Origin of the sequence: Nostoc spongiaeforme FACHB-130 (assembly GCF_014698475.1) — a bacterium.
In the GTDB taxonomy this organism is placed as follows: Bacteria; Cyanobacteriota; Cyanobacteriia; order Cyanobacteriales; family Nostocaceae; genus Nostoc_B; species Nostoc_B spongiaeforme.
The window spans coordinates 88941-110977 of the sequence record NZ_JACJTB010000004.1 but is presented as its reverse complement, the minus strand read 5'-3'; the positions used below and the strand labels follow the sequence as shown (position 1 = coordinate 110977).

Below are 22037 nucleotides of genomic sequence, written 5' to 3'. Positions count from 1 at the left end.
CACTAGGTAATCAGTAATGTATTACTCTATGCTGAGATAAAACTTGTGTTACTCACTACATCGTCCTGGTTCTAACGGCAATTTTAAGCACACATAACCTTACTTATGAAAATTGGTTCTGTTGACCATAGGGAATTATTCTGTCGTAGTTTTATGGAGAGTTACAGGGAATATGAGCCTGAGCATCTCCCTTGGCCTGATTTGGATCATGCAGCTTTGGCACTATTGCGAGGCATCCCTTTTTGGGGTCAGGCTTTGAATAAAGAACGCCAAGCGGGAGTTATCGTCAGTGAATATGCCAAAACTTTAGATAGGGGCATTTTACAAGATGCGATCGCCCTCCAAGGTGAAGAAGAATCTCGTCATGCTCGCTTGCTAAAAGTCTTTATTGAGCGTTATGACATCCCTATGCCTGCTTGTCCACCCATCGAAATTCCCGCCAACCTTGAGCAGACATTCATGGAATTTGGTTTTGAAGAATGTCTCGATTCTTTTTTTGCCTTTGGCTTATTTGAAATTGCGCGAGAAGCCAGAGTATTTCCTGAGCAAATCTTCACAATCTTTGACTCAATTGTTGATGAAGAAGTACGGCATATTGTATTTTTTGTCAACTGGTTCACTGATTTGCAAATTCAACGTGGTGATGGATTTTTACCCCTGCGGAGTGCTAAAACTCTCTGGTATTACGGCAGAGCCTTGAGCAGTGTGATTAAAGCCATTGGTGAGTCTGATCCCAATGGTGCAGGTTTTACTGCTAGTGGAGCCAGTGTGTTTAGTCAAGATTTAACACTTGAAAAATTTCTTAAAGTGTGCATCCAAGAAAATCAACGGCGAATGAGTAAGTTCGACTCGCGGATATTGCAACCGCAACTGCTACCTCGACTCGCCACCACAGCTTTGAATACTCTCCAGTTACTACCGAAACGGAAAGGGTTTGGGGAGGGGGTAAGAGTGTAGGGGCAAAATCAAGTTAAAAGTTAAAAGTCAAAAGTCAAAAACTCTCTAACTTTTGAATTTTGACTTCCCCATAGGGGTGTCAGTGTCCCCCTTGTCTCCCCTATCCACCTTATCCCCCTTCGCAAAATAATTCTCCACACAAAGATTGATGATGAACACTGTAATTTTAGTGCCGCAGGGTGCGGAGTATAAAGCTGTGTGTCGTGGCTTACGTAAAAATATGGAGTCGATACCAACAGTTTTAGCGATACCAGTGGGGATGCAGCCGTTGACAAAATACTTGCAGCAATGGGATAAACAGCATTCGCCAGCTAAGGTTTTGGTGATGGGTTTGTGTGGTAGCTTGCGCCAGAATTACGCTGTTGGGGATGTTGTGTTGTATCAAAATTGCACTTATCAAGGACTTGTGCAAGAATGCGATCGCACCTTGATGAATCAGTTATCTGCTGTACAACAAAAAGTCTCACTGGTGAAAGGCTTGACAAGCGATCGCGTCATCTGGTCTGCTACAGAAAAATCATCTTTAGCAGCAACATCTAACTGTGATGTTGTTGATATGGAAAGTTTCGCCGCTTTACAGTTTTTTCAAGTGATGGGAATTGAAGTCACTGTCTTACGTGTGGTCAGTGATGACAGTCTACATGATATTCCTGACCTTTCCGATGCTATCAGTACCGATGGTTCACTGCAAACTTTACCTTTAGCATGGAGTTTAATCAGTCAACCCATCGCGGCGACTCGTTTAATTCGTGGTTCTTTACAAGGTTTAAAGGTACTGGAAAAAGTTACTCAAGCACTGTTGAATCGTCACCTGATAAATACCTAAAATTTTTAACCAATAATTTACGATTTCTATACACGAGGTTGTGATAGTTTTGTTTTACGTGAACAACCAGATACCCGGCTTCTTGAAGAAGTCGGGTATCTGAGTCAGCACAATTTTTCAAGTTAAATAAGCTATGTATTATTAATTTGCTAGAGAATATTAATTAATATTAAGACTTTGCTGTAACTAAAAAAATCAAGCTATCAAATAACAAAAACTGAATTTATTTAACAAGGATAGAAGGTATGTTTATTAGTTGCAGTTTAAGCGACCTATTTAACCGAACCATAATATAAATTAATTGCTTTTTGATTATCTTGATCACAGTCAAGATGTAAGTTTTTCCCAATATCAAATCAAATTTAAAGTATGACCTATATTAAAAGCGCCTTTCAAGATTTTATTGCTAATGTAGCAGGATTTGAGCAATTACCTGCCGAAGTGATTGTGAGTATTGCGGAAAAATTAGAAGCTTGGCGCTATCGCATTGGGCAGAAAATTATAGGTAACGAAACAATACCACAAAAAGTCATATTTTTATATGAAGGGCAAGTACGGCTGTTGGGATATGAACCGCAAACCCAAGCAGCTATTACATTAAAATTGCTCAAACCAGGTGCGGCTATTGGGGAAATTAGTTTTTTGCGTCAGGTTCCTTGTGAAGTGGCGATCGCTTCCACAGAGGTGATATGTTTAGCTTTAAATATTGAAGAATATTCGCGCCTCATAACAGAATATCCAGAATTTGCTCACACGCGACAACATCACAGCCATATTTCCGAAGTTTTCAGTGTTTTGGGTGTACAAGTCGCCAAACAAGCCAATTCTGTCACTAATTTTCTGGAATTATCCGAGCAAGCTTTACTCAATACTCAAATACAATACTTATCACCCGGCAAAAAATCATCTAACCAGCTAGATATTGATAGTGTTTGGTTTGTAAGTGGGGGTGAAGTTAAGAATTTTCCTCCCGGTTCTCGCCTAGAATTAAATGCAGGCACAATAGAAGTTACTGGGAGAAATCCTGCTAGGTTAATTGGTTTTGCACCAGGAGATTTATCATTTTTAGATAACTATTCCCAAGCTGAAGAAGAGTCTATTTATGATACACAAACAGACATTACAGATGAGTTAGATATTCCCTACGCACCGGAAGAAATTACGGCGGTAGACTATCCAGCACAAAAAAAACAAAAGCACCTAAAATATCCTTTTGTTCGTGGTAGTGGAGAAGTCAATGCGACTTTTGCTTGTTTTCAAATGCTGTCCAAGCATTTACAAATTCCCATACGTCGAGAAGTTGTACGGCGCATTTTATCGGAACAAATTAAACGCCAAGGTAGTATATCTTTCCCGGCTTGTGCTTACATCGCAGAATTAATTGGTTTAAAAGCACAGTTAGTAGATTTACCCGCATCGACAATTGAACGTCTCCCCACACCAGCACTCATTCGTTATCGCAGTAATTTCGCTGTATTGTATGCGGCGGATGCACATCATGTTGTTGTGGGTGTGCCATCCCAAGGTATAGTACGCTGTAAACCAAAAGAATTACTGGCAAATTTAGAACTCGAAGATGGCAATTACCAGCCACAAATGCGGGTGTTACTGCTAAGTGCAACCAAAGAAACGCCAAAAGAAAGATTTGGTGTATCGTGGTTTTTACCTTATTTGTCGCGCTACCGTCGAGTGTTAATTGAAGTATTTATTGCTTCGTTTTTTGTCCAGTTAGCACAACTGGCAAACCCACTGGTAATTCAGTTAATTATCGACAAGGTAATTGTCCAAAACAGTATTAGTACTTTGAATGTTCTGGGAGCATTACTGTTAGTAGTGGGACTGTTTGAAGCGGTAATTGGGACTTTGCGGACTTATTTATTTGTGGATACAACCAACCGCATTGATATGGGTTTGGGTTCACAAATTATTGACCACTTATTAAGATTACCACTGCGCTATTTTGAACGCCGTCCCGTCGGTGAATTGTCAACCAGAATCAACGAGTTAGAAAATATTCGCCAGTTTCTTACAGGGACAGCCTTAACTGTCGGGTTAGATGCCTTATTTTCTGTAGTTTATATAGTTGTGATGCTGTTTTACAGTTGGCAACTAACTTTAGTTGGATTAGGGACAATTCCCATATTTGTGGTGATTACTTTAATCGCTTCACCCACAATTAGTAAACAGTTACGCAACAAAGCCGAACGCAACTCCGAAACTCAGTCTTATTTAGTTGAGGTGATGTCTGGTATTCAAACAGTGAAAGCGCAAAATATCGAATTGCGATCGCGCTTTTCTTGGCAAGAGCGTTATGCTCGTTATGTAGGCGCAGGATTTAAAACTGTTGTCACTTCAACCTTGGCTAATTCTACGAGTAACTTTTTAAATAAACTCAGTAGTTTGCTAGTTTTATGGGTGGGTGCTTATTTAGTATTACAAGGTGAACTGACATTAGGTGAATTAATTGCGTTTCGGATTATTTCTGGTTATGTTACCAGCCCAATTTTACGTTTAGCCCAACTCTGGCAAAACTTCCAAGAAACTGCTTTATCTTTAGAACGATTAAGTGATATTGTTGATACCCCGGAAGAAGGGGAAGCAGACAGAGGTAACATTCCCTTACCAGCCATTGAAGGCGCAGTGAAATTTGATAATGTTTCCTTCCGCTTTAACCCCAATGGCCCCTTACAACTAACTAATATCAACCTGGAATTTACCACCGGACAATTTATTGGTATCGTCGGGCAGAGTGGCTCTGGCAAAAGTACAATGATGAAATTACTGCTGCGATTGTATGATGTGGAATCCGGCAGAATTTTAATTGATGGTTATGATATTGCCAAAGTCGAACTTTACTCTTTAAGAAGACAAATAGGTGTCGTTCCCCAAGAAACATTATTATTTGACGGAACAGTACAAGAAAATATTGCTTTAACTAACCCAGAAGCAACCACCGAAGAAATTATTGAAGCCGCCCGTGTGGCTTGCGCCCATGAATTTATTATGGGCTTACCCAACGGTTACAATACCCGTGTTGGTGAAAGAGGTGCGGGACTTTCTGGGGGACAAAGACAAAGAATTGCGATCGCCCGTTCTGTACTCCAACGACCAAAACTGCTAGTCTTAGATGAGGCTACCAGTGCCTTAGATTACCCCACAGAACGCCAAGTTTGTTTAAACTTAGCCAAAGCCTTTCAAGGTAGTACAGTATTTTTCATTACCCACCGCCTAAACACCGTCAGCCATGCAGATACTATCGTTGTCATGGACGCAAGCCGAGTCATAGAACAAGGAAGTCATCAAGAGTTAATGGCTGCTAAAGGTCATTATTCTTACCTATATCAACAGCAAGAAGTTAATTTGTAATTAGTCAAGGGTTAATCACTCATTATTCCTAAAAGGGTAAAACTGCTATGACTCAAGTAAATGGTAATCGTCTCAATGGCAATAATGGTAACGGTAAACATCATTCAGAAACTCCTACCGAATCACCTGTATTAACATCTGTAAAGCAAGTTTCCCAACAGCCTTTAATAAATCAAAGATTTGATAACTTTGAACAATCGGTTGTTTTACGCCAGTCTCCAGTTTGGTCACGTACAATTATGTTGACCTTGATAGCATTAGCTGGGTTTGGTATTGCTTGGGCTTTTATTGCCAAAATTGAACAAGTTGTACCTGCGACTGGTCAATTAAAACCCCAAGGAACAGTCAAAGAAGTACAAGCACCAGTCAATGGTGTCGTCAAAGCAGTTTATGTAAAAGATGGACAAAAAGTCAACCAAGGAGATTTATTACTCACCTTTGAAACCGTTGCGACTATAGCCGAATTAAATTCTTTAATTCAAGTGCGGAATAGTTTGATTCGAGAAAATCAAATTTATCGCCGCTTGATGAATTCTAGTTATACTGTGGGTTCAGAATTAGAATTTTTACGCAGTAGATTACCAACAGATGCAGTTTTTCTGTTGAAAAGTCGCGCCGCCTTAGTTGCTGAAAATGAATTGTTACGCAAAGAATTAAGAAATTCATCATCTACTCAAGGGCTGGGCGTAGATGAACAACAACGTCTACAAGTATCTAAACTAGAATTAGCTACCCGCGCCAATGCAGCACAATTAGAAATTGAAAAAACCAAAAAACAACTAACACAAAACCAAGTTAAAATAGCTGACACTCAATCAGGTTTAGCGATTCAACAGCAGATTTTAAATAAGCTAAAAACCCTAGCTGAAGAAGGTGGTATTTCTCAGTTACAATATCTCAACCAGCAACAACAAGTACAAACCCTAGAAGCCGAAGTCGCCCAATTACAAGAAGAAGACAAACGCCTCAAATATGAAATCGAACGAGGACGGCAAGAACTCACTAATACTGTAGCGGTTTCCGGTAAAAATGTTTTAGAAAAAATCTCAGAAAATAAACAGCGTATCGCAGATATTGATAGCCAATTTATCAAAATTGTCCTAGATAATGAACAGCGTTTAGCAGATATTAGCAGTAAACTTTCCCAAGCTCAACTCAATCTCAGATACCAAGAACTCCGCGCACCTGTGAGTGGGACAGTTTTTGATGTACAAGCAAAAAATCCGGGGTTTGTAGCTAATTCAACCCAAAAATTACTGCAAATTGTCCCCAACGATAAGTATATTGCTGAAGTATTTATTACTAATCAAGATATTGGGTTTGTCCGGGAAGGAATGAAAGCTGATGTCAGAATTGATTCTTTTCCTTTCAGCGAATTTGGTGATATTAAAGGAGAATTAGTTTCTGTTGGTTCTGATGCTTTACCACCGGATGAAACTCATAAATTCTACCGATTCCCTGCCAGAATATCCTTAGATAAGCAAGCACTTGAAATGAACGGTAAACAACTACCCTTGCAATCTGGGATGTCAATCACAGCTAACATTAAGGTACGGGAAGAAAGAACAGTCATGAGTCTGTTTACTGAGTTGTTTACCAAGCAGGTGGATAGTTTAAAAGAAGTACGCTAATTTTGGCGCTTTGAGTTTTGTTGCAGCGATCGCATTTACACCAACCTATAACTTTACGGTAAAGTAAAAGCGATCGCATATTTATTTCTACCTACTTGTATGGTTTTTCCTCAACGCATCGAACCTGCACCCGGACAAGAATCAGTATGGGATTATCCCCGTCCCCCGCGCTTAGAACCTGTCAACAAACACATACAGATAATTTTTAATGGCGTAACCATTGCAGACACCCACAACGCCAAACGTGTCTTAGAAACCAGCCATCCCCCCTCCTACTACCTTCCCCCTGAAGATATCAAAATGGAATACTTGATATCAGTACCACAATCTAGTTTTTGTGAGTGGAAAGGACGTGCAGGCTATTACACCATTCGCGTTGGTGATAAAGAAGCCCAAAACGCCGCTTGGTATTATCCCAGCCCAACATCAGCTTTTGCATCTATTCAAGATCATGTAGCTTTTTATGCTCATTTAATGGATGCTTGTTATGTAGATGGTGAAAAAGTCCAACCACAACCAGGAAACTTCTACGGTGGTTGGGTTACTCATAATATTGTCGGGCCATTTAAAGGCGGGCCTGGTACTTGGGGATGGTGAATTTCTGAATGCTGAGTTGAAATAAGTAAAACTCTGTAACCTGTCACCTATAACCTATAACCTACTCAAAACAACAACACCCAAACTACTACTCACTTAGTGATTTCCTCAAATACATCATTCATCTTAGGCTCTAACCGATATACATTCAACTATCAGTTATAACGCCTCAGTTTACCCAAAGGAGGAAATATTAGTGTTCGAGTTGGGTGTTGTCGTTTATGCGAGACAGATTCAAATTAAACAGCGTTTTTACCTCATAACTAACTTGAACATTGGCTGTTAATCTGCCAGGGAAGTTTTTCAACTTCAATTATTAATTTATCACAGCTAAATTCAGAGAATTAACTTTGATACCAAAGTTTACTGTTTGACTTTTAACACTTACATATTATGTTGCCAAATGTTAAGACATACCAAGTCAAAGCAGGAGATATTAGGGTTTTAGAAAATAATTCTACCCTCTGCCAAAAGGTTTAAAGTAGGGGCGGGTTTACAGATATGCTCACCAATTAACGATGATCTAAATAAACCCGTCCCTACTAAATTCGCTTCATTACACCCAAGCTACGCAAATTTTATCATTCTCAGCACTCTTTATGAATAGATCCCCGACTTGTTTAACAAGTCGGGGATCTGGAATGAGTATGAGATTGACGACGTGAGTCAACTGCTGATGTTTCATGAGACTTTTCTCATTTTTCCTTAATTATGTTCTCATAAAGCCCTAATTAAATTTAGATTAAGCGGAAGTTAAACTTCAGGCTGTAATTTCAGTCAGGAGACACACCTACAAATAAGGCTGTCTCAATCAATTCCAGCAAAATCTAGAAAATGAAACTACCTGTAAATCAACACAAGGGTATTCCTATAAATAATTTATTAGTGAGACTTAGTACATTTTTTCGCAGTTCTAACCGTTGGCAGATTAAGTCGATCGTAGCAATATTTTTAACTTCTCTATCTGGAGTATTAGTATTTATACCGCAGGGTTTATCTATACAAGGACGGTTGACAATATTTGTCTTTCTCCTAGCAGTTATTTTATGGTCAACAACCTCAATTAATGCTGGTTATGTAGCTTTATTTTCTGTGCTGTTGTTGCTGTTAACTGGAGGCATTTCTCAAGAACAGTTTTTTGAATCTTTGGGTTCTGATGTTGTCTGGTTAATGATAGGGGCGTTTATTTTAGGTGGTGCAGTTAAGCAAACAGGTTTAGCTACAAGACTAACTCAAATAGTGGCAGCAAAAGCACATAATATTAGCAGTTTATTTTGGCTATTAACAACAGTTTTAATTCCCCTATCTTTTTTAATTCCTTCGACTTCAGGACGCGCTGCTGTTACCCATCCGATTTTTCGCAGCGTCGCCAATGCTACGGAGGATCAACAAACTCGTCGGGCGATCGCACTATTAATGCCAACTGTAATTCTAGTCTCTACAATCGTTTCGCTTACAGGTGCAGGCTCGCATTTAGTCGCCCAAGATTTATTACAAGAAATTTCCGATACCAGTATTTCTTTTAGCCAATGGTTGCTTTATGGCTTACCTTTTGGAGTCGTTGCTAGTTACGCCTCTTGCTGGGTAATCATGCGGTTGTTTTTAGATAAACAACGCTTGCAACAAAAATTAAATGTGGAATATTTACAAACAGAATCTTTATCTATACCAGAACGCAAAACATTATGGATTGTTTTGTTAATGTTGGCACTGTGGATAACTGAACAATGGCATGGCTTAGAAATTGCTACTGTCACCGTCATCGGTGCCATGATTCTCACAGCGCCGAACTTTGGAGTGATGAAATGGAAAGATGCTGTCAAAGCTGTTTCCTGGAATTTGATTATTTTTGTTGGGGCAACTTTAGTATTAGGCAAAGCATTAATTAGTTCTGGTGCTTCAGGATGGTTGATTAATAATATTTTTCAATTTAGTGACATCAACAGTGCCAAATCTCACTTCTTGATTTTATTACTAATTGCCATTATTTCTCTCACTTCCCACATATATATGACTTCTCACACCGCTAGGGCAGCAGCTTTGATTCCGCCGTTACTTTACCTAGCTAACAGTTTAAATATCAATCCTGTTGCTGTCTTATTTCTCAGCACTTTGGGTATGGACTATTGCCTAACTTTTCCTGTCAGTTCTAAAGCATTAATGGTTTATCAAGATGCCGACGAAGGCTTTAAACCAACAGATTTACTCCGGTTAAGTTCAGTAATGATTGTGATTCACTTGGCTTTAATTCTGCTGTTTTATTACACCTGGTGGCGTTGGGTAGGATTATCTCTCTAATTCTTCCCCATCTCTCTAAATTTAACGACAAAAAAAGCGGCTGGATTGCCGCAGGAAATTAATAATGACACTAAACATTCTAATCGCTCCTTCTGGATTTAAAGAAAGTCTTGATGCAGAACAAGTCGCTGACTGCATTGCTACAGGTATCGCCAGAGTTATACCCGATGTAAATATTTGCAAAGCACCTTTAGTAGATGGCGGTGAAGGCTTTAGCAAAACCTTAGTTGCAGCCACAGGCGGAACCTTGCATCACTTGGAAGTAACTGGCCCTGTAGGACAAAAAGTACAATCTCACTTTGGCTTTTTGGGTGGAACTATGAAAAAAACCGCAGTGTTAGAAATGGCTGCGGCGGCTGGGTTACGGCTGGTACCTACTAATATGCGAAATCCTATGATAACCACGACTTATGGAGTAGGTGAGTTAATTAAGGCTGCTTTAGATGCTGGCGCAGAACGCATTTTAGTTGGCTGTGGTGATTCTGGCACGAATGACGGTGGTGCGGGAATGGCGCAAGCTTTGGGAGTGAAGTTGCTAGATGAGCATGGTAATGATTTAGGTTTGGGTTGCAGTGAGTTAGTTAAACTCCAACGCATAGATTTATCTACAAAGGACTCTCGTTTAAATCAAGTTGAGATTGATGTTGCTTGCAACTGGCATAATCTTTTGTGTGGTGAAAAAGGGGTTGCGAGAGTTTTCGGCCCGCAAAAAGGCGCATCTGCTGAAACGGTAGAACAAATGGCTTTCGCATTAGAACACTACGCTGCGGTTATCAAAGCAGATTTGGGTTTGGATGTGCGAGAAATGCCTGGTAGTGGTGCTTCTGGTGGTTTGGGTACTGGCTTGCACGCTTTAATTGGCGCGAAATTACACCCACGCTACGATATTGTAATGCAGTATTTGGAATTAGATAATTTGATTCCGAAAGCTGATTTGGTGATTACAGCAGAAGGTTGCATTGATTTTCAAACGCCACGGGGTAAAATTCCGGCGGAAGTTGCTAAACGTGCCAAGCGTTATCAATTACCAGTGATTGCATTAGTTGGAACAATTGGCGAAGGTGCAGAAATTAATTTTCACCAAGGAATTGATTATTTCAATAGTATTTTGACTCATCCTTGTCAATTAAATGAGGCTATTTCTCAAACAGGGACTTTATTAACTAATGCGGCTGAACAAGTAGCAAGGTTGTTGTTAGTTGGTAAGCAAATTAGACGTTATCAAGACATAGGACAAAGGAATAAAACGAATCACAAAGGACGTAGAGTGTCAGAGAGTCAGTTAGTGACTTCGAGCTATAAATCTATAAGTTAGTAGTTTATAGCTAATGTGAATTTACATATTTCCCCAAAATTTACTATTTATCTGGTTATTTTGGGGATTTTTGAATGTGTATATATTAGGAGTAGTTATGCAGAAAATTTTGATTGTTGAAGATGAAATTCGCATTGCCACATTTATCGAAAAAGGCTTGCGGCGGAATGGTTTTAATACTGCGATCGCAAATAATGGTGAACAAGCTTTACAAATGTTGACCACAGCTAAATTTGATTTATTGTTATTAGATATCAATATTTCTGTGAAGGATGGTTTAACAGTTATGTCTGAACTGCGCGAACATAATTTACTGATTCCCATCATCATAGTTAGCGCAAATTATGACGTTTTAGGAAAAGTCTCCCAATCAGGAAATAAAGCTGTTCCTTACATCACTAAACCATTTAAATTTACTGATTTATTGAACAGCGTTCGCGCTCATTTATCGCCAACTAATTAAAATTCTAAGCTAGTCCGAATAGTCCCGACAAAAAGACTATCGTTATTGGCGTTATGTTCAGGGTTAGTAATTAAAAATATTCCCGGAGTAATCGAAATATTCTCTGACACCTGAAATCGATAAAAACCTTCTATATGTAAGGAAGTATCTCTATCAGCTACTAAGCTACTACTGATAACTTTTGGTGGCATTCCCACAACTAAACCTGCTAAATTACCCTCCCTACCTAAATCAGGAAAGGCTAAACTAATGGCATAATTTAAAATTTCTGCATCATCATTTGTCACTGATGAATCTGCTTGTGTATAGCCAATCCAACCAGCAACAATAAATTTAGGATTGATTCGCCAGCTAGTTTCTAAACCAAAGGAATTTGCTGTAGTCGAAATATTACCAAAAGGGCTACGTGCTGTTAAACTACCTGTACTACCTGTCAAATTTACGTTGCTTTCTCCACCGCCTACATAGTAAGTATGGATATAGGTAAAAGCAATGCCTAAATTTTGAGATGGTTGATAAGTTAAATTTCCTAATGCTGCAAAATTACCGTTAAATAAACCGTTTTTTTCTGTTGGTAAAGCTGCATTATTGGTTAGGTAAGCAACGCCAAGATTAGTATTATTATTGATTTGATAATTTAGTCCTAATCCTGTGCCATCCATGCTGCGAACAATCGGGTTATATCTACCAAAGCGGGAAACTGCACCACTATCACTACTTGCTAAAGGATTGATTGGTTCAGCAATATCGTTTAACTCCATTTCAGTAACAGCAAGTGTGGTTTTGATTCTGTCTCCAATAGGGAATGAATAATATACTTCATCTAGACCAATATTATTATTGGTATCTTCATCAAAGCCTAAACGTGTCATTGCTGTTCCGGTAATATTTTCATCCAATTCAGGAATATTACCCGATTCTAAGCGGATGTTTAACTCATCTTGACCAGTAAAACTCGTGAGAAAATTTAACCGCACACGTTGAGCAAATGTGATATTTGTAATTAAATCAAGATTGTTATTAGGATTATCATCACCATCAGCAATAGTTTTACCTACAATGCCAGCCGCACCTATAATTACTTCAGATTCTAGTTTTGTGGTAGGGGAAAATTGATTTGCGGCTAACTCCGAGGTTTGAATTTCTAAAGTATCTACACGATTGCGAATTGGAGCTAATTCTGAAGAAAATTCTGCTTGGAGTTTTTGAATTAAATCTAAGTCTGCTTTAGTTATAGAACTATCTTTTGCTGTAGTTATGAGTTCTTGAATTTTCGCTAGACAATTATTTAAACCTGCGGCAAACTCATAACGTGACATGGCGCTATTGCCTAAATAACTGCCATTAGAATAACCAGCAATACAACCGTATTTTTCTACCAAAGATATTAAAGATTGAAATGCCCAGTCTGTGGATTGAACATCAGAAAGTTGAGAAACTGAAATTAATTGTGCTAGTTCTTTTGGAGGTGTATCTAGCTGATTTTCTCCGGCAAAAGTTGGTGAATTAATTGTAAATGTGGAGAATAATAAACTTGATAAAAAAATTATTTTTTTACACACATTAGACATGGGAAGAGAAGAGTTAATCGTCAATATTTTGTCTTAACTCTATTTTAATTTAATCTTAAATTAAGCTGATTAATCATGAGAAATTTCTCATAATTAAGCTTAATCTTCATACATATCTACTTGTGTATTACCATGAACATCAAAATATAACTCATATTCCATTTCACCATCAGTAATATCCACTTCATAAAAATTGCCTTTGGGTGTGATTTCAATTTCATATTTGGTAATTTTAAATGTTGGATATTCTTGGCGAATGCGTTTTAAAATAACATCAGGAAATTCTTTCTCAGTCACATAGTATTCTGTTTCTAACCATTCACCTGTCTCAGAAAACTCGGCTTCATATTTAATATTTTTTTTAATAAAAGTTGCTTCATAACCATAGTAATTTCTATGCCAAATACGCGGTCTGTCAGAATATTTATTTTTGAATGCGGATTCTACAGGTGCAGGAGTTTCTGGCAATTTGTTTTGATTTGATACAATATCACAACCAGCGATCGCTAAAACTACCACAGCATTAAAAATGCCGACTATAGTTTTTTGTAGAGGCATCATAAAATTTGGGTTCTACCAATTACATTCAGGTGATTGTATTTTTACTTTATCAATAATCTTTTAATTATTATTCTCTTGCGGTGGTTCCAAAGGTAATGTAATTGTAAATGTTGCTCCCGCTCCTAGTTGGCTTTCCAGAGTCACTTCTCCACCATGAGCCTCTGCAATAGCTTGAACTATAGATAATCCTAACCCGGCTCCTTCCGAACGACGGCGACTGTTTGCAGCACGCGCAAAACGTTCAAAAATTCTTTTTTGGTCTGCTTTTGCAATACCCTCGCCAGTATCACTCACCCAAAAGCAAACCTTACCTTGACGAATAGCCGAACCCAGGGTGATGATATCAGTAGTTTTTGTATGCTGTGTAGCATTCTGCACTAAATTCATCACAGCCTGAGTCAAACGCTGGCGATCTGCAACAATTCTACCTTTAGCAGTAGCTCTCAGTTGCCAGTTGCGATCGCCTAAAGCTTGAACTTTCACAAACAATTCTTCAGTTAAAGCGCGAACATCGACTGTTTCTAAACACAAAAAATCAGGACGCTCCGCCTTTGTCAGTAAACTTAAGTCATTCACAAACCGATTCATCCTTTCTAATTCATCCATGACTAAAGCCAGCGTTTCTTGTATTTCTTGTGGGTCATCACCCATCAACTCTAAATGACCACGAATAATCGTAATTGGTGTACGTAATTCATGGCCAGCGTCATTAATAAAATTACGTTGGCTAATAAAAGCAGCTTGCAACCTATCCATCATTTCATTAAAAGTAGCCGCTAATTCTGCAAGTTCACCCTCACCAACTATAGAAAGGCGTTGATTTAAATCAGACTCGCTAATATTCCGTGCAGTTTGAGTTAACAAGCGTAAAGGTGCGAGAATTTTTCCTGAAGCGAACCAAGCTAAAACTAAAGCTAATAATATAATTCCTACACTTACAGGAATTATAATTCTGATAGCTTCTCCTACCTCACCATGTTCCCCGGCTGTCGTGTGAGCAATGACAAATACTCCGATAACTTCACCGTTAATTTTCACCGGTTGAGCTAAATAAATAATATTCCCAACACTGCTACCTGTAATTATTTTTTCTCCTTCTTCTGGTTGAGTTAAGTTTGACCAATAGCGAATTAGTTTTGAATCTCTACTTAGTTCTTTTGGTCTACCTCTAGGACTAGATTTGTAAAATTTTCCTTCTGTTAAGGCAATCAAAAAAGTATCATCTTCTGGAATCTGATTTACCAAAAAAGCATCGAAGAAATCTTTTAACTCATCTAAAGATTTTGGCGCTTTAATTAAGCGGTTATCTGCTTCTCTTAAGAGATTAATTGTCTCATCTGCTTCATTATTTTCTAAATAATCTAATAACTGCGGTTTACCATTAACTAATTCTAGAAAAATTCCCATTTTTTCATTAATTTCTTTATGCACACGTCTATCAACTTGGGCATACAAGAAATAACGAAACACTGGCACAAAAAAGATAAATATAAAACATAAAATGAGAAAATACCAAAAGAGTATTTGAGTACGTGTCGCCCAAAACAGACCCTTAAAATATTTAAAAAAGCTAGTTTTGACTTCTTGTTGATGGTGTTGAATTTTTCTCATTATCAAATAACAATGCGACAGATAAATTTTTTATAAAAACGTTATCTGCCGCGTTTTAACTATTGATGATTTACATCTTGATGATTTTATTGAGTATACGATAAGAAGATAAAAATTTAATGAGAAATTTCTCATGTTCGCAGACGATAACCCATACCTCTGACAGTTTCAATCAGGTGGTTGCCGAGTTTTTTTCGCAAATATCCTACATAAACATCGACAATATTAGAACCTGGGTCATAGTCGTAACCCCACACCCTATCTAACAATTGTTCACGACTCAAAACTTGTCCGGGGTGGCGAAAGAAAGTTTCTGCGAGGGTAAATTCCCGTGCCGGTAATTCTAGAGTTTTGTTATCCACTTTTACTTTACGCGATCGCAAATCTAAAACTACATTTCCCACTTTCAGCACCATCTCATCATTAGCTTGGCTACTAAAACTATTACGTAATCGCGCTTTGACTCGTACTAGTAATTCTTCAAAGCGAAAAGGCTTAGTAATATAGTCATCAGCACCAGCTTCAAAGCCTGCAACTTTATCTTGAATATCATCTCGCGCCGTCAAAATAATTACAGGAAAATTCTCACCTTGTCCGCGTATTTCCTCTAAAACATCTAAACCATCTTTACCCGGTAGTCCTAAATCCAAAATCATTAAGTCAAAAGCACTACCTAAAGCCATTTCCGTAGCTGAACGTGCATCAACCGCCACAGATGTTGTAAAACCGTGAGAACGCAATCCTTTCTCAATAAAAGCGGCAATTCTGGGTTCATCCTCCGCAATAAGAATTCGATTCATCTGATGCACCTACTTTTCTGAGTTTTAAAGGTAAGACATCCGTAAATGTACTACCTGTTCCCAAGAGGATTTTTTAGTTAACATTTGCTGAATTTCCTATTTTTTTAGAAAATACTCTGTATCCTAAGTGTTTCAAATAGCAATGAAGGTAGAAGTTGTACCCTATAATCCTAACTGGCGTAGTCAATTTGAAACTGAGTCAAAGCAAATTGCGCTGGCGTTTAGCGAGAATGTGGTTACTATTCATCATATTGGTAGTACGTCAATTCCCAACATCTATGCCAAACCAATCATTGATTTTTTGATAGAAGTCAAAGATATCACCAAGGTAGATGAGCAAATTTCAGTGATGGAAGCATTAGGCTATGAATTTATGGGTGAGTTTGGCATCCCCGGTCGCCGTTATTTTCGTAAAGAGAAGGAAAATATCAGAACACATAATGTTCACACTTTTGAAGTGAATTCGCCAGAAATAATTAGACATTTGGCATTTCGTGATTACATGATTACCCATCCTGAAGCAGCACAAAAATATAGTGAATTGAAGCGTCAATTAGCCAAGCAGTACCCCAATGATATAAATGGCTACATGAATGGCAAAGATAGCTTTATCAAAGAGATAGAACAAAAAGCTTTGGTCTGGCAAGAATTGCAAAAAAAACGAACATAGCTAACAGATATAAATCTTGATAAAGGTAGCAAATTGACAGAATATAGACCCAATTTTTTTAAACATCAATCCACTTTTTACCTAAACTCAAATTTTACTTCAAAAGCCCTGAGCTATGATGGAAAAATATTAGTAACTTATCAAAGTGAAGATTTTAAAATTCAAGTCTGGGATATCCATACTGGACAGCTTATCAATTCTTGGCTAACTGAATCTTCCAAACCTATTAATTTGACAAAAAGTATTAATACTGTAGCAATCACTCCAAATCTAAAAACTCTATTGACTGGTGGAAATATTCTCAAAGCTTGGGATTTAGCAACTGGAAAACAGATTCGTATATTCAGAAGTAGTGGTTGGATATTCTATATAAACATTAGTGCTGATAATCAAATTTTGCTTACTCAAGGAAGTGCTGGTACGATAATTTGGAATTTAGAAAGTGGTAAGAAAATTCGCAGATATCTTGGAACATATACTGTAATGTGGGTTATTAGCCCAAATAGTAAAACCGTGGTTGGCGAAGATGGATTTGATGGCAAAATAAAGGTCTGGGATTTAATTACAAGAAAAGAACTACGTATATTAGATAATCATGGTGCGATCGCAGTACGCAAACTTTCCTTTAGTCATAATGGTAAATTAGTAGCTGGTAGTGGCTATGACGGTATTAAAATTTGGAATTTTGAGACAAGAGAACAAATTCAAAGAGTTGATAAATTTAAAAATATTCAGTTTCATAAGCATCTTGATCATGTCGGGAATGTGATATTCAATTTTGATAATCAAACCTTATTTAGTTCCGGTAGCGATGGCTTAATTCAAATTTGGGACATAGGTAATGGAAAAAATGTAGGAACAATCAAGGGAGAAAATTACATTATTGATATAGCAATGAGTAATGATAGTCAAATATTAGTAGGCTTTGCTAGAAATGCTCAAAATCAGCAAACTATTGAGGTATGGAACCTGTACTAATAGTTATGCTCAAATGCTTGTGGTATTGTTATTATTTATTTTTACTTTTGCCTTGTTGTACTAGCCCTTAGCCTCTAGCCGCTATTAACTTGTACTGCACTTAACCAAAAAACGCTGTCTTAACTCCTGCTACTTACTAGCTTTCGGTGTAAAGATTAAATAAGTCCCTCCCAAAGCTTCTACAATAGTGCGTGTGTTAGCCTCCAGCATTTTTTGATAACTATTAGCATCACTATTGGCATCGCCAAGACTATCTGTATAAAGTTCTCTTTCCGAAACTTTGACTTCTGCGGTTTGGGCTACCGATTGAATTAACTGTTTATTAATATTTTTCTCAGCAAAAATAGTTGGGACTTTAGCTTGTTGAATATTTTTAACTAAACTATTTAACTGCCTATCTGTTGGTTGATTTTCAGGATTAATACCAGCCAATACCCCGACTAAAGTCATCCCATAAGCTTTAGCATAATAAGCCAGGGCATTATGACTGATGACTAATTCACGTTTATCACTAGGAATACTAGCAATTCTGGTTTTTATCCAACTATCTAATTGAGTTAATTCATTTTTAATTTGTTTAGTATTTTGATTATAAATTGCCGCATTATTAGGCTCTAGCTTTTTCAGGTTATTGTTAATGACATCAACCATTTTGATGCCATTTTTCGGATTGTGCCAAATATGGGGGTCGATAACTCTTTTGCCATCTTCAATAAATCTTTGTGCTTTTGGGACTGCTAACTGACTCACAGCTATTTTTGGTGCAGTATTACTACTTGATTTAATAGTTTTGATCAACCCTGGTTCAAAATTGTAGCCATTGTAGAAAATCAGATTAGCTTGGTCGATAGTTTCCCTATCGGCGGCTTTTGGTTGGTAATTATGAGGGTCTGTACCTGGGGGAATTAAACAAGCAAGGTTGACTGTATTTTCAGCAACTTGTTTGATTAAGTCACACAATATACTGGTTGTAGCAACAACTTTGGGTAGATTTTCATCTGCTGTTGTCGTTTGTGTGAAGGAAGTTTGAGTCGCTTGTCTTGTACAACCAACCAAGCCAATCAAAAAACTAACGCAAGCAGCCCGTAACAAAGTATTAAATAGCAGTTTATTGAGCATAATCAAGGGCTAGTAGCTTTCCTGAATAAATTTAACAATAATCATTATTATTAAATAACAGTGAAATATTAAATATTCAGGAATAAGCTATAAACTAGGTAAACTTTTATCAATAAATACTCTGTCTACCTTGTTGTTAGGTAAAAACAAAATACCTGAAAATTCAGACTTCACACTTCAGATTTCCTTTGCCCAAATAATTAACTCGCCTTGTTCACCACCTGCGGCGAGAAACTTGCCTTGAGAATGCCAAGCTAAGGTAGAGAACCCGGCGGTAGCACCTGTGAGAATTTGAGATACTTGTGCTGCTTCTGACCACAAACACAATAAACCATCAGCGCCGACAGAGGCTAATAAGAAGCTGTGGGGTGCAAATGCGATCGCATTAATCACATCCACATGATTAGTCAATACTCGCGCTTCCCAACCCAAGGATTCATCCTCTAACTTTTCCCAAACGACAATACCTTCAACACTAGAAGAAGCAAGTATTGGCGCACCTAATTGAGTAGTAGCTTCTGACCAAGCCAATTGTCGAATCTTACCAGGAAAGCCACGCATAATCCACGGGTCGGGGTTGCTCCAGTCCAACACTGTGACGCTGCGATCCATATTACCGGAAGCCAAATATTTGCTATCAGGCGACCAACCCATAGCTACACTGACAGTCGGCATAGTCAGAAAGAATGGTTCTTCATCCCAGTTTTTACTCTCCCAAATCTTGACTCCTTGATAGCCGCTAATTGCTAAATACTGGCCATCGCTACGCCAATCTATTCCTAAAACTGAAGAGTGATCAAAATTCAAGGTGACGACTATCTCACCCAAATCGGCATCCCAGACTTGCACATAACGCCCCAAACTAAAAGCTAGTTGGTTAGTAGTATGATTCCAAGCCAACTTATCTACCCAAGCTGGTGCATTTTCTAAGGTGGCGATGAGTTCCTGTTCCCGCCAAATTTTGACTTTTCCATCCTGTCCACCAACAGCTAAAAATTTGCCATCAGCCGAAAAAGCCACACAGTCTACAGATTTACCACTACCACTTTGCAACTCTATGGCATTGCCATCATTCCATAGCACCACCTCGCCAGCCGCAGATGTCGCCGCGAGAATATCACCTCTAGGAGACCAAGCTAAGGCTGTGACATAATCTGACAGCATCCCGGAATCATATATCGCAAATTCTGAGGATTGGTTAGTTGTCAAGTTCATCTTTATCTGCGTTCATCTGCGTTCATCTGCGGTTAATTTTATCTAAATCTAATGCACAAAATTAGCTGTCTCAATATCAACCGCCGGGTAAGACGCAAAGAACACAAAGAAAAAATGGGGTAATTCTTTTTCAGAACTACCCCAAATCCAAATTTTAGATGATTACCGCAGTTGATTAAGCAAAGGCGGCAGTTTTCACATCATTGTTTGCCAAGATTTCTTGCAATTCTTCGGCATCTACTGTTTCTTTATCAACTAGCATTTGGGCTAACTGATCAAGAATGTGACGGTTGTTGATTAACACATCTTTGGCGCGGTTGTAGGCTGTATCTACGAGTTTCCGCACTTCTTCGTCAATGGCAGCAGCAGTTTCTTCGGAGAAGTCGCGCTCTGACATGATATCGCGTCCAAGGAACATATTACCTTGCTGACGACCAAGAGCAACTGGGCCTAGTTTGTCGCTCATCCCAAAGCGAGTGATCATTTGACGGGCTACTCTTGCTACTTGCTGTAGGTCGTTAGAAGCACCTGTGGTAACTTCTTCTTCACCAAAGATAATTTCTTCGGCTAAACGACCACCTAATGCCACAGCCATCTGATTTTCAAGATAGGAGCGACTGTATAAACCAGTGTCCATCCGGTCTTCGCTGGGGGTGAACCAAGTTAAACCACCTGCACGACCGCGAGGAATAATACTAATCTTTTGTACTGGGTCATAGTCGGGCATCAATGCACCAACTAAGGCGTGACCAGCTTCGTGATAAGCTACCAAGGTCTTGCGTTTTTCGCTCATTACCCGGTCTTTCTTTTCTGGGCCAGCTAACACGCGATCGATGGCATCATTGATTTCATCCATCGAAATTTCGGTTAAGTTGCGGCGTGCTGCCAAAATTGCGGCTTCGTTGAGCAAGTTAGATAAATCTGCACCTGTGAAACCTGGGGTACGACGCGCAATTTTATCCAAGTCCACATCTTTAGCTAAGGTTTTGCCACGGGCGTGAACTTTGAGGATTTCGCTACGTCCAGCGTAGTCGGGACGGTCTACGACAACTTGACGGTCGAAGCGACCAGGACGTAATAATGCTGCGTCTAATACGTCGGGACGGTTGGTAGCAGCAATGATGATGATACCTGTGTTACCTTCAAAACCATCCATTTCGGTGAGTAATTGGTTGAGGGTTTGTTCCCGTTCATCGTTACCACCGCCTAAACCGGCACCCCGTTGACGACCAACTGCGTCAATTTCATCGATGAAGACGATACAAGGAGCATTAGATTTAGCTTGTTCAAATAAATCACGGACGCGGGAAGCACCCACACCCACGAACATTTCCACAAATTCGGAACCAGAGATAGAGAAGAAAGGTACACCAGCTTCCCCAGCCACAGCACGAGCGAGGAGGGTTTTACCTGTACCTGGAGGGCCGACTAATAATACTCCTTTAGGAATTTTGGCACCGACTGCGGTAAAGCGATCGGCGTTTTTCAGAAAGTCTACAACTTCGTTTAATTCGAGCTTGGCTTGATCAATACCAGCAACATCACCAAATGTCACCTGAGTTTGCGGTTCCATTTGGACTCTAGCTTTGGATTTACCAAAGTTCATTGCTTGGCTACCGGGGCCGCTTTGAGCGCGACGGAGTAAGAAAAATAAACCAACTAACAGCAGTACAGGGAAAAATAAACTGCTCAGTGCTTTAAACCAAAAGCCTTCATCGGTTTGAGGCAATACAGAAATATCAACGCCTTTTGAAGTGAGAGTGTTAATCAGGTCAGGGTCGTTGACTAATGTAACTTTAATATTAGTTCCATCCTGAGACTTAACGATCGCTGTAGAACGATCTGCACTCAGCCTAACTTGTGTAACTCTACCTTTTTCAACTTCTTGAATAAATTGACTGTAGCGCCATGTTTGTGTGTTTTGTGGCTGTTTGTCAAAAAATGCTGTTCCTAGCGCAATGACAACAATAAACAGTAGTGCGTACAGCCCCGCATTTCTCCATCTTTTATTCACTGAGGTCTATCTCCTGTATTTTCTGTGCTTTCGCGGAGTGTCTCT

Annotated in this window: 17 protein-coding genes; 10 read left to right on the top strand and 7 right to left on the bottom strand. The window is 38.8% G+C overall.

From position 1 onward, the window contains the following. The first annotated feature begins 105 nt into the window (after nucleotides 1-105). The 8 genes from H6G74_RS05840 (at nucleotide 106) to H6G74_RS05805 (ending at nucleotide 11453) form a co-directional block, all read left to right on the top strand. Nucleotides 106-957 carry a ferritin-like domain-containing protein gene (locus H6G74_RS05840; protein WP_190966781.1) on the top strand — a complete coding sequence of 284 codons (852 nt, stop codon included), beginning with the start codon at nucleotides 106-108 and terminating at the stop codon, nucleotides 955-957. Between the two features lie 148 nt (nucleotides 958-1105). Next, the gene (locus H6G74_RS05835) at nucleotides 1106-1783 is read left to right on the top strand and encodes a 5'-methylthioadenosine/S-adenosylhomocysteine nucleosidase family protein (RefSeq protein ID WP_190966780.1); all 678 of its coding nucleotides are present in this window, start codon (nucleotides 1106-1108) and stop codon (nucleotides 1781-1783) included. A gap of 369 nt (nucleotides 1784-2152) precedes the next feature. Then, nucleotides 2153-5149: a peptidase domain-containing ABC transporter gene (locus H6G74_RS05830; RefSeq protein ID WP_190966779.1), complete on the top strand. Its 2997-nt coding sequence runs from the start codon at nucleotides 2153-2155 to the stop codon at nucleotides 5147-5149. A gap of 47 nt (nucleotides 5150-5196) precedes the next feature. Then, a complete protein-coding gene (locus H6G74_RS05825) occupies nucleotides 5197-6780 on the top strand; it encodes an HlyD family efflux transporter periplasmic adaptor subunit (protein ID WP_190966778.1) in 1584 nt (527 codons plus the stop codon). Between the two features lie 99 nt (nucleotides 6781-6879). Further along, nucleotides 6880-7377 (top strand): DUF427 domain-containing protein, encoded by a 498-nt coding sequence (locus H6G74_RS05820; RefSeq protein WP_190966777.1) that lies wholly within the window; start codon nucleotides 6880-6882, stop codon nucleotides 7375-7377. A gap of 834 nt (nucleotides 7378-8211) precedes the next feature. Next, complete coding sequence (locus H6G74_RS05815) at nucleotides 8212-9675, top strand: SLC13 family permease (protein WP_190966776.1); 1464 nt, start codon at nucleotides 8212-8214, stop codon at nucleotides 9673-9675. 64 nt (nucleotides 9676-9739) lie between these two features. Beyond that, a complete protein-coding gene (locus H6G74_RS05810; protein ID WP_190966775.1) occupies nucleotides 9740-10990 on the top strand; it encodes a glycerate kinase family protein in 1251 nt (416 codons plus the stop codon). A gap of 97 nt (nucleotides 10991-11087) precedes the next feature. Next, entirely contained in the window at nucleotides 11088-11453 is a 366-nt protein-coding gene (locus H6G74_RS05805; protein WP_190966774.1) for a response regulator transcription factor, read from the top strand. Here H6G74_RS05805 and H6G74_RS05800 read toward each other — a convergent pair. From H6G74_RS05800 to H6G74_RS05785, 4 genes are all read right to left on the bottom strand, one after another. Further along, on the bottom strand, nucleotides 11450-13024 hold the full coding sequence (locus H6G74_RS05800) for an iron uptake porin (protein WP_190966773.1): 1575 nt from the start codon (nucleotides 13022-13024) through the stop codon (nucleotides 11450-11452). The genes H6G74_RS05805 and H6G74_RS05800 overlap by 4 nt on opposite strands. A 99-nt stretch (nucleotides 13025-13123) precedes the next feature. Further along, entirely contained in the window at nucleotides 13124-13585 is a 462-nt protein-coding gene (locus H6G74_RS05795) for a PepSY-like domain-containing protein (RefSeq protein ID WP_242051160.1), read from the bottom strand. Between the two features lie 60 nt (nucleotides 13586-13645). Further along, complete coding sequence (locus tag H6G74_RS05790) at nucleotides 13646-15196, bottom strand: sensor histidine kinase (protein WP_190966772.1); 1551 nt, start codon at nucleotides 15194-15196, stop codon at nucleotides 13646-13648. Between the two features lie 131 nt (nucleotides 15197-15327). Continuing rightward, nucleotides 15328-15996, bottom strand: coding sequence for a response regulator transcription factor (locus tag H6G74_RS05785; protein WP_190966771.1), 669 nt, complete (start codon nucleotides 15994-15996; stop codon nucleotides 15328-15330). Between the two features lie 142 nt (nucleotides 15997-16138). Between H6G74_RS05785 and H6G74_RS05780 the strand changes: the two genes are divergently transcribed. Next, nucleotides 16139-16666: a GrpB family protein gene (locus tag H6G74_RS05780; RefSeq protein ID WP_190966770.1), complete on the top strand. Its 528-nt coding sequence runs from the start codon at nucleotides 16139-16141 to the stop codon at nucleotides 16664-16666. Between the two features lie 33 nt (nucleotides 16667-16699). Beyond that, on the top strand, nucleotides 16700-17644 hold the full coding sequence (locus H6G74_RS05775; RefSeq protein WP_190966769.1) for a WD40 repeat domain-containing protein: 945 nt from the start codon (nucleotides 16700-16702) through the stop codon (nucleotides 17642-17644). Between the two features lie 129 nt (nucleotides 17645-17773). Here H6G74_RS05775 and H6G74_RS05770 read toward each other — a convergent pair whose 3' ends face one another. The 3 genes from H6G74_RS05770 to ftsH3 all read right to left on the bottom strand — a co-directional run bounded on the left by H6G74_RS05770 (nucleotide 17774) and on the right by ftsH3 (nucleotide 21992). Beyond that, nucleotides 17774-18763 (bottom strand): metal ABC transporter solute-binding protein, Zn/Mn family, encoded by a 990-nt coding sequence (locus tag H6G74_RS05770; RefSeq protein ID WP_190966768.1) that lies wholly within the window; start codon nucleotides 18761-18763, stop codon nucleotides 17774-17776. 177 nt (nucleotides 18764-18940) lie between these two features. Next, on the bottom strand, nucleotides 18941-19978 hold the full coding sequence (locus H6G74_RS05765) for a WD40 repeat domain-containing protein (protein WP_190966767.1): 1038 nt from the start codon (nucleotides 19976-19978) through the stop codon (nucleotides 18941-18943). 175 nt (nucleotides 19979-20153) lie between these two features. Beyond that, nucleotides 20154-21992, bottom strand: coding sequence for an ATP-dependent zinc metalloprotease FtsH3 (gene ftsH3 / locus H6G74_RS05760; RefSeq protein WP_190966766.1), 1839 nt, complete (start codon nucleotides 21990-21992; stop codon nucleotides 20154-20156). Between the last annotated feature and the right edge of the window lie 45 nt (nucleotides 21993-22037).

Excerpts from the sequence above, each read along its gene's own strand:
- H6G74_RS05840 (WP_190966781.1), top strand. The coding sequence starts at position 106 with ATGAAAATTGGTTCTGTTGACCATAGGGAATTATTCTGTCGTAGTTTT.
- H6G74_RS05835 (WP_190966780.1), top strand. The coding sequence starts at position 1,106 with ATGATGAACACTGTAATTTTAGTGCCGCAGGGTGCGGAGTATAAAGCT.
- H6G74_RS05830 (WP_190966779.1), top strand. The coding sequence starts at position 2,153 with ATGACCTATATTAAAAGCGCCTTTCAAGATTTTATTGCTAATGTAGCA.
- H6G74_RS05825 (WP_190966778.1), top strand. The coding sequence starts at position 5,197 with ATGACTCAAGTAAATGGTAATCGTCTCAATGGCAATAATGGTAACGGT.
- H6G74_RS05820 (WP_190966777.1), top strand. The coding sequence starts at position 6,880 with ATGGTTTTTCCTCAACGCATCGAACCTGCACCCGGACAAGAATCAGTA.
- H6G74_RS05815 (WP_190966776.1), top strand. The coding sequence starts at position 8,212 with ATGAAACTACCTGTAAATCAACACAAGGGTATTCCTATAAATAATTTA.
- H6G74_RS05810 (WP_190966775.1), top strand. The coding sequence starts at position 9,740 with ATGACACTAAACATTCTAATCGCTCCTTCTGGATTTAAAGAAAGTCTT.
- H6G74_RS05805 (WP_190966774.1), top strand. The coding sequence starts at position 11,088 with ATGCAGAAAATTTTGATTGTTGAAGATGAAATTCGCATTGCCACATTT.
- H6G74_RS05800 (WP_190966773.1), bottom strand. The coding sequence starts at position 13,024 with ATGTCTAATGTGTGTAAAAAAATAATTTTTTTATCAAGTTTATTATTC.
- H6G74_RS05795 (WP_242051160.1), bottom strand. The coding sequence starts at position 13,585 with ATGATGCCTCTACAAAAAACTATAGTCGGCATTTTTAATGCTGTGGTA.
- H6G74_RS05790 (WP_190966772.1), bottom strand. The coding sequence starts at position 15,196 with ATGAGAAAAATTCAACACCATCAACAAGAAGTCAAAACTAGCTTTTTT.
- H6G74_RS05785 (WP_190966771.1), bottom strand. The coding sequence starts at position 15,996 with ATGAATCGAATTCTTATTGCGGAGGATGAACCCAGAATTGCCGCTTTT.
- H6G74_RS05780 (WP_190966770.1), top strand. The coding sequence starts at position 16,139 with ATGAAGGTAGAAGTTGTACCCTATAATCCTAACTGGCGTAGTCAATTT.
- H6G74_RS05770 (WP_190966768.1), bottom strand. The coding sequence starts at position 18,763 with ATGCTCAATAAACTGCTATTTAATACTTTGTTACGGGCTGCTTGCGTT.
- H6G74_RS05765 (WP_190966767.1), bottom strand. The coding sequence starts at position 19,978 with ATGAACTTGACAACTAACCAATCCTCAGAATTTGCGATATATGATTCC.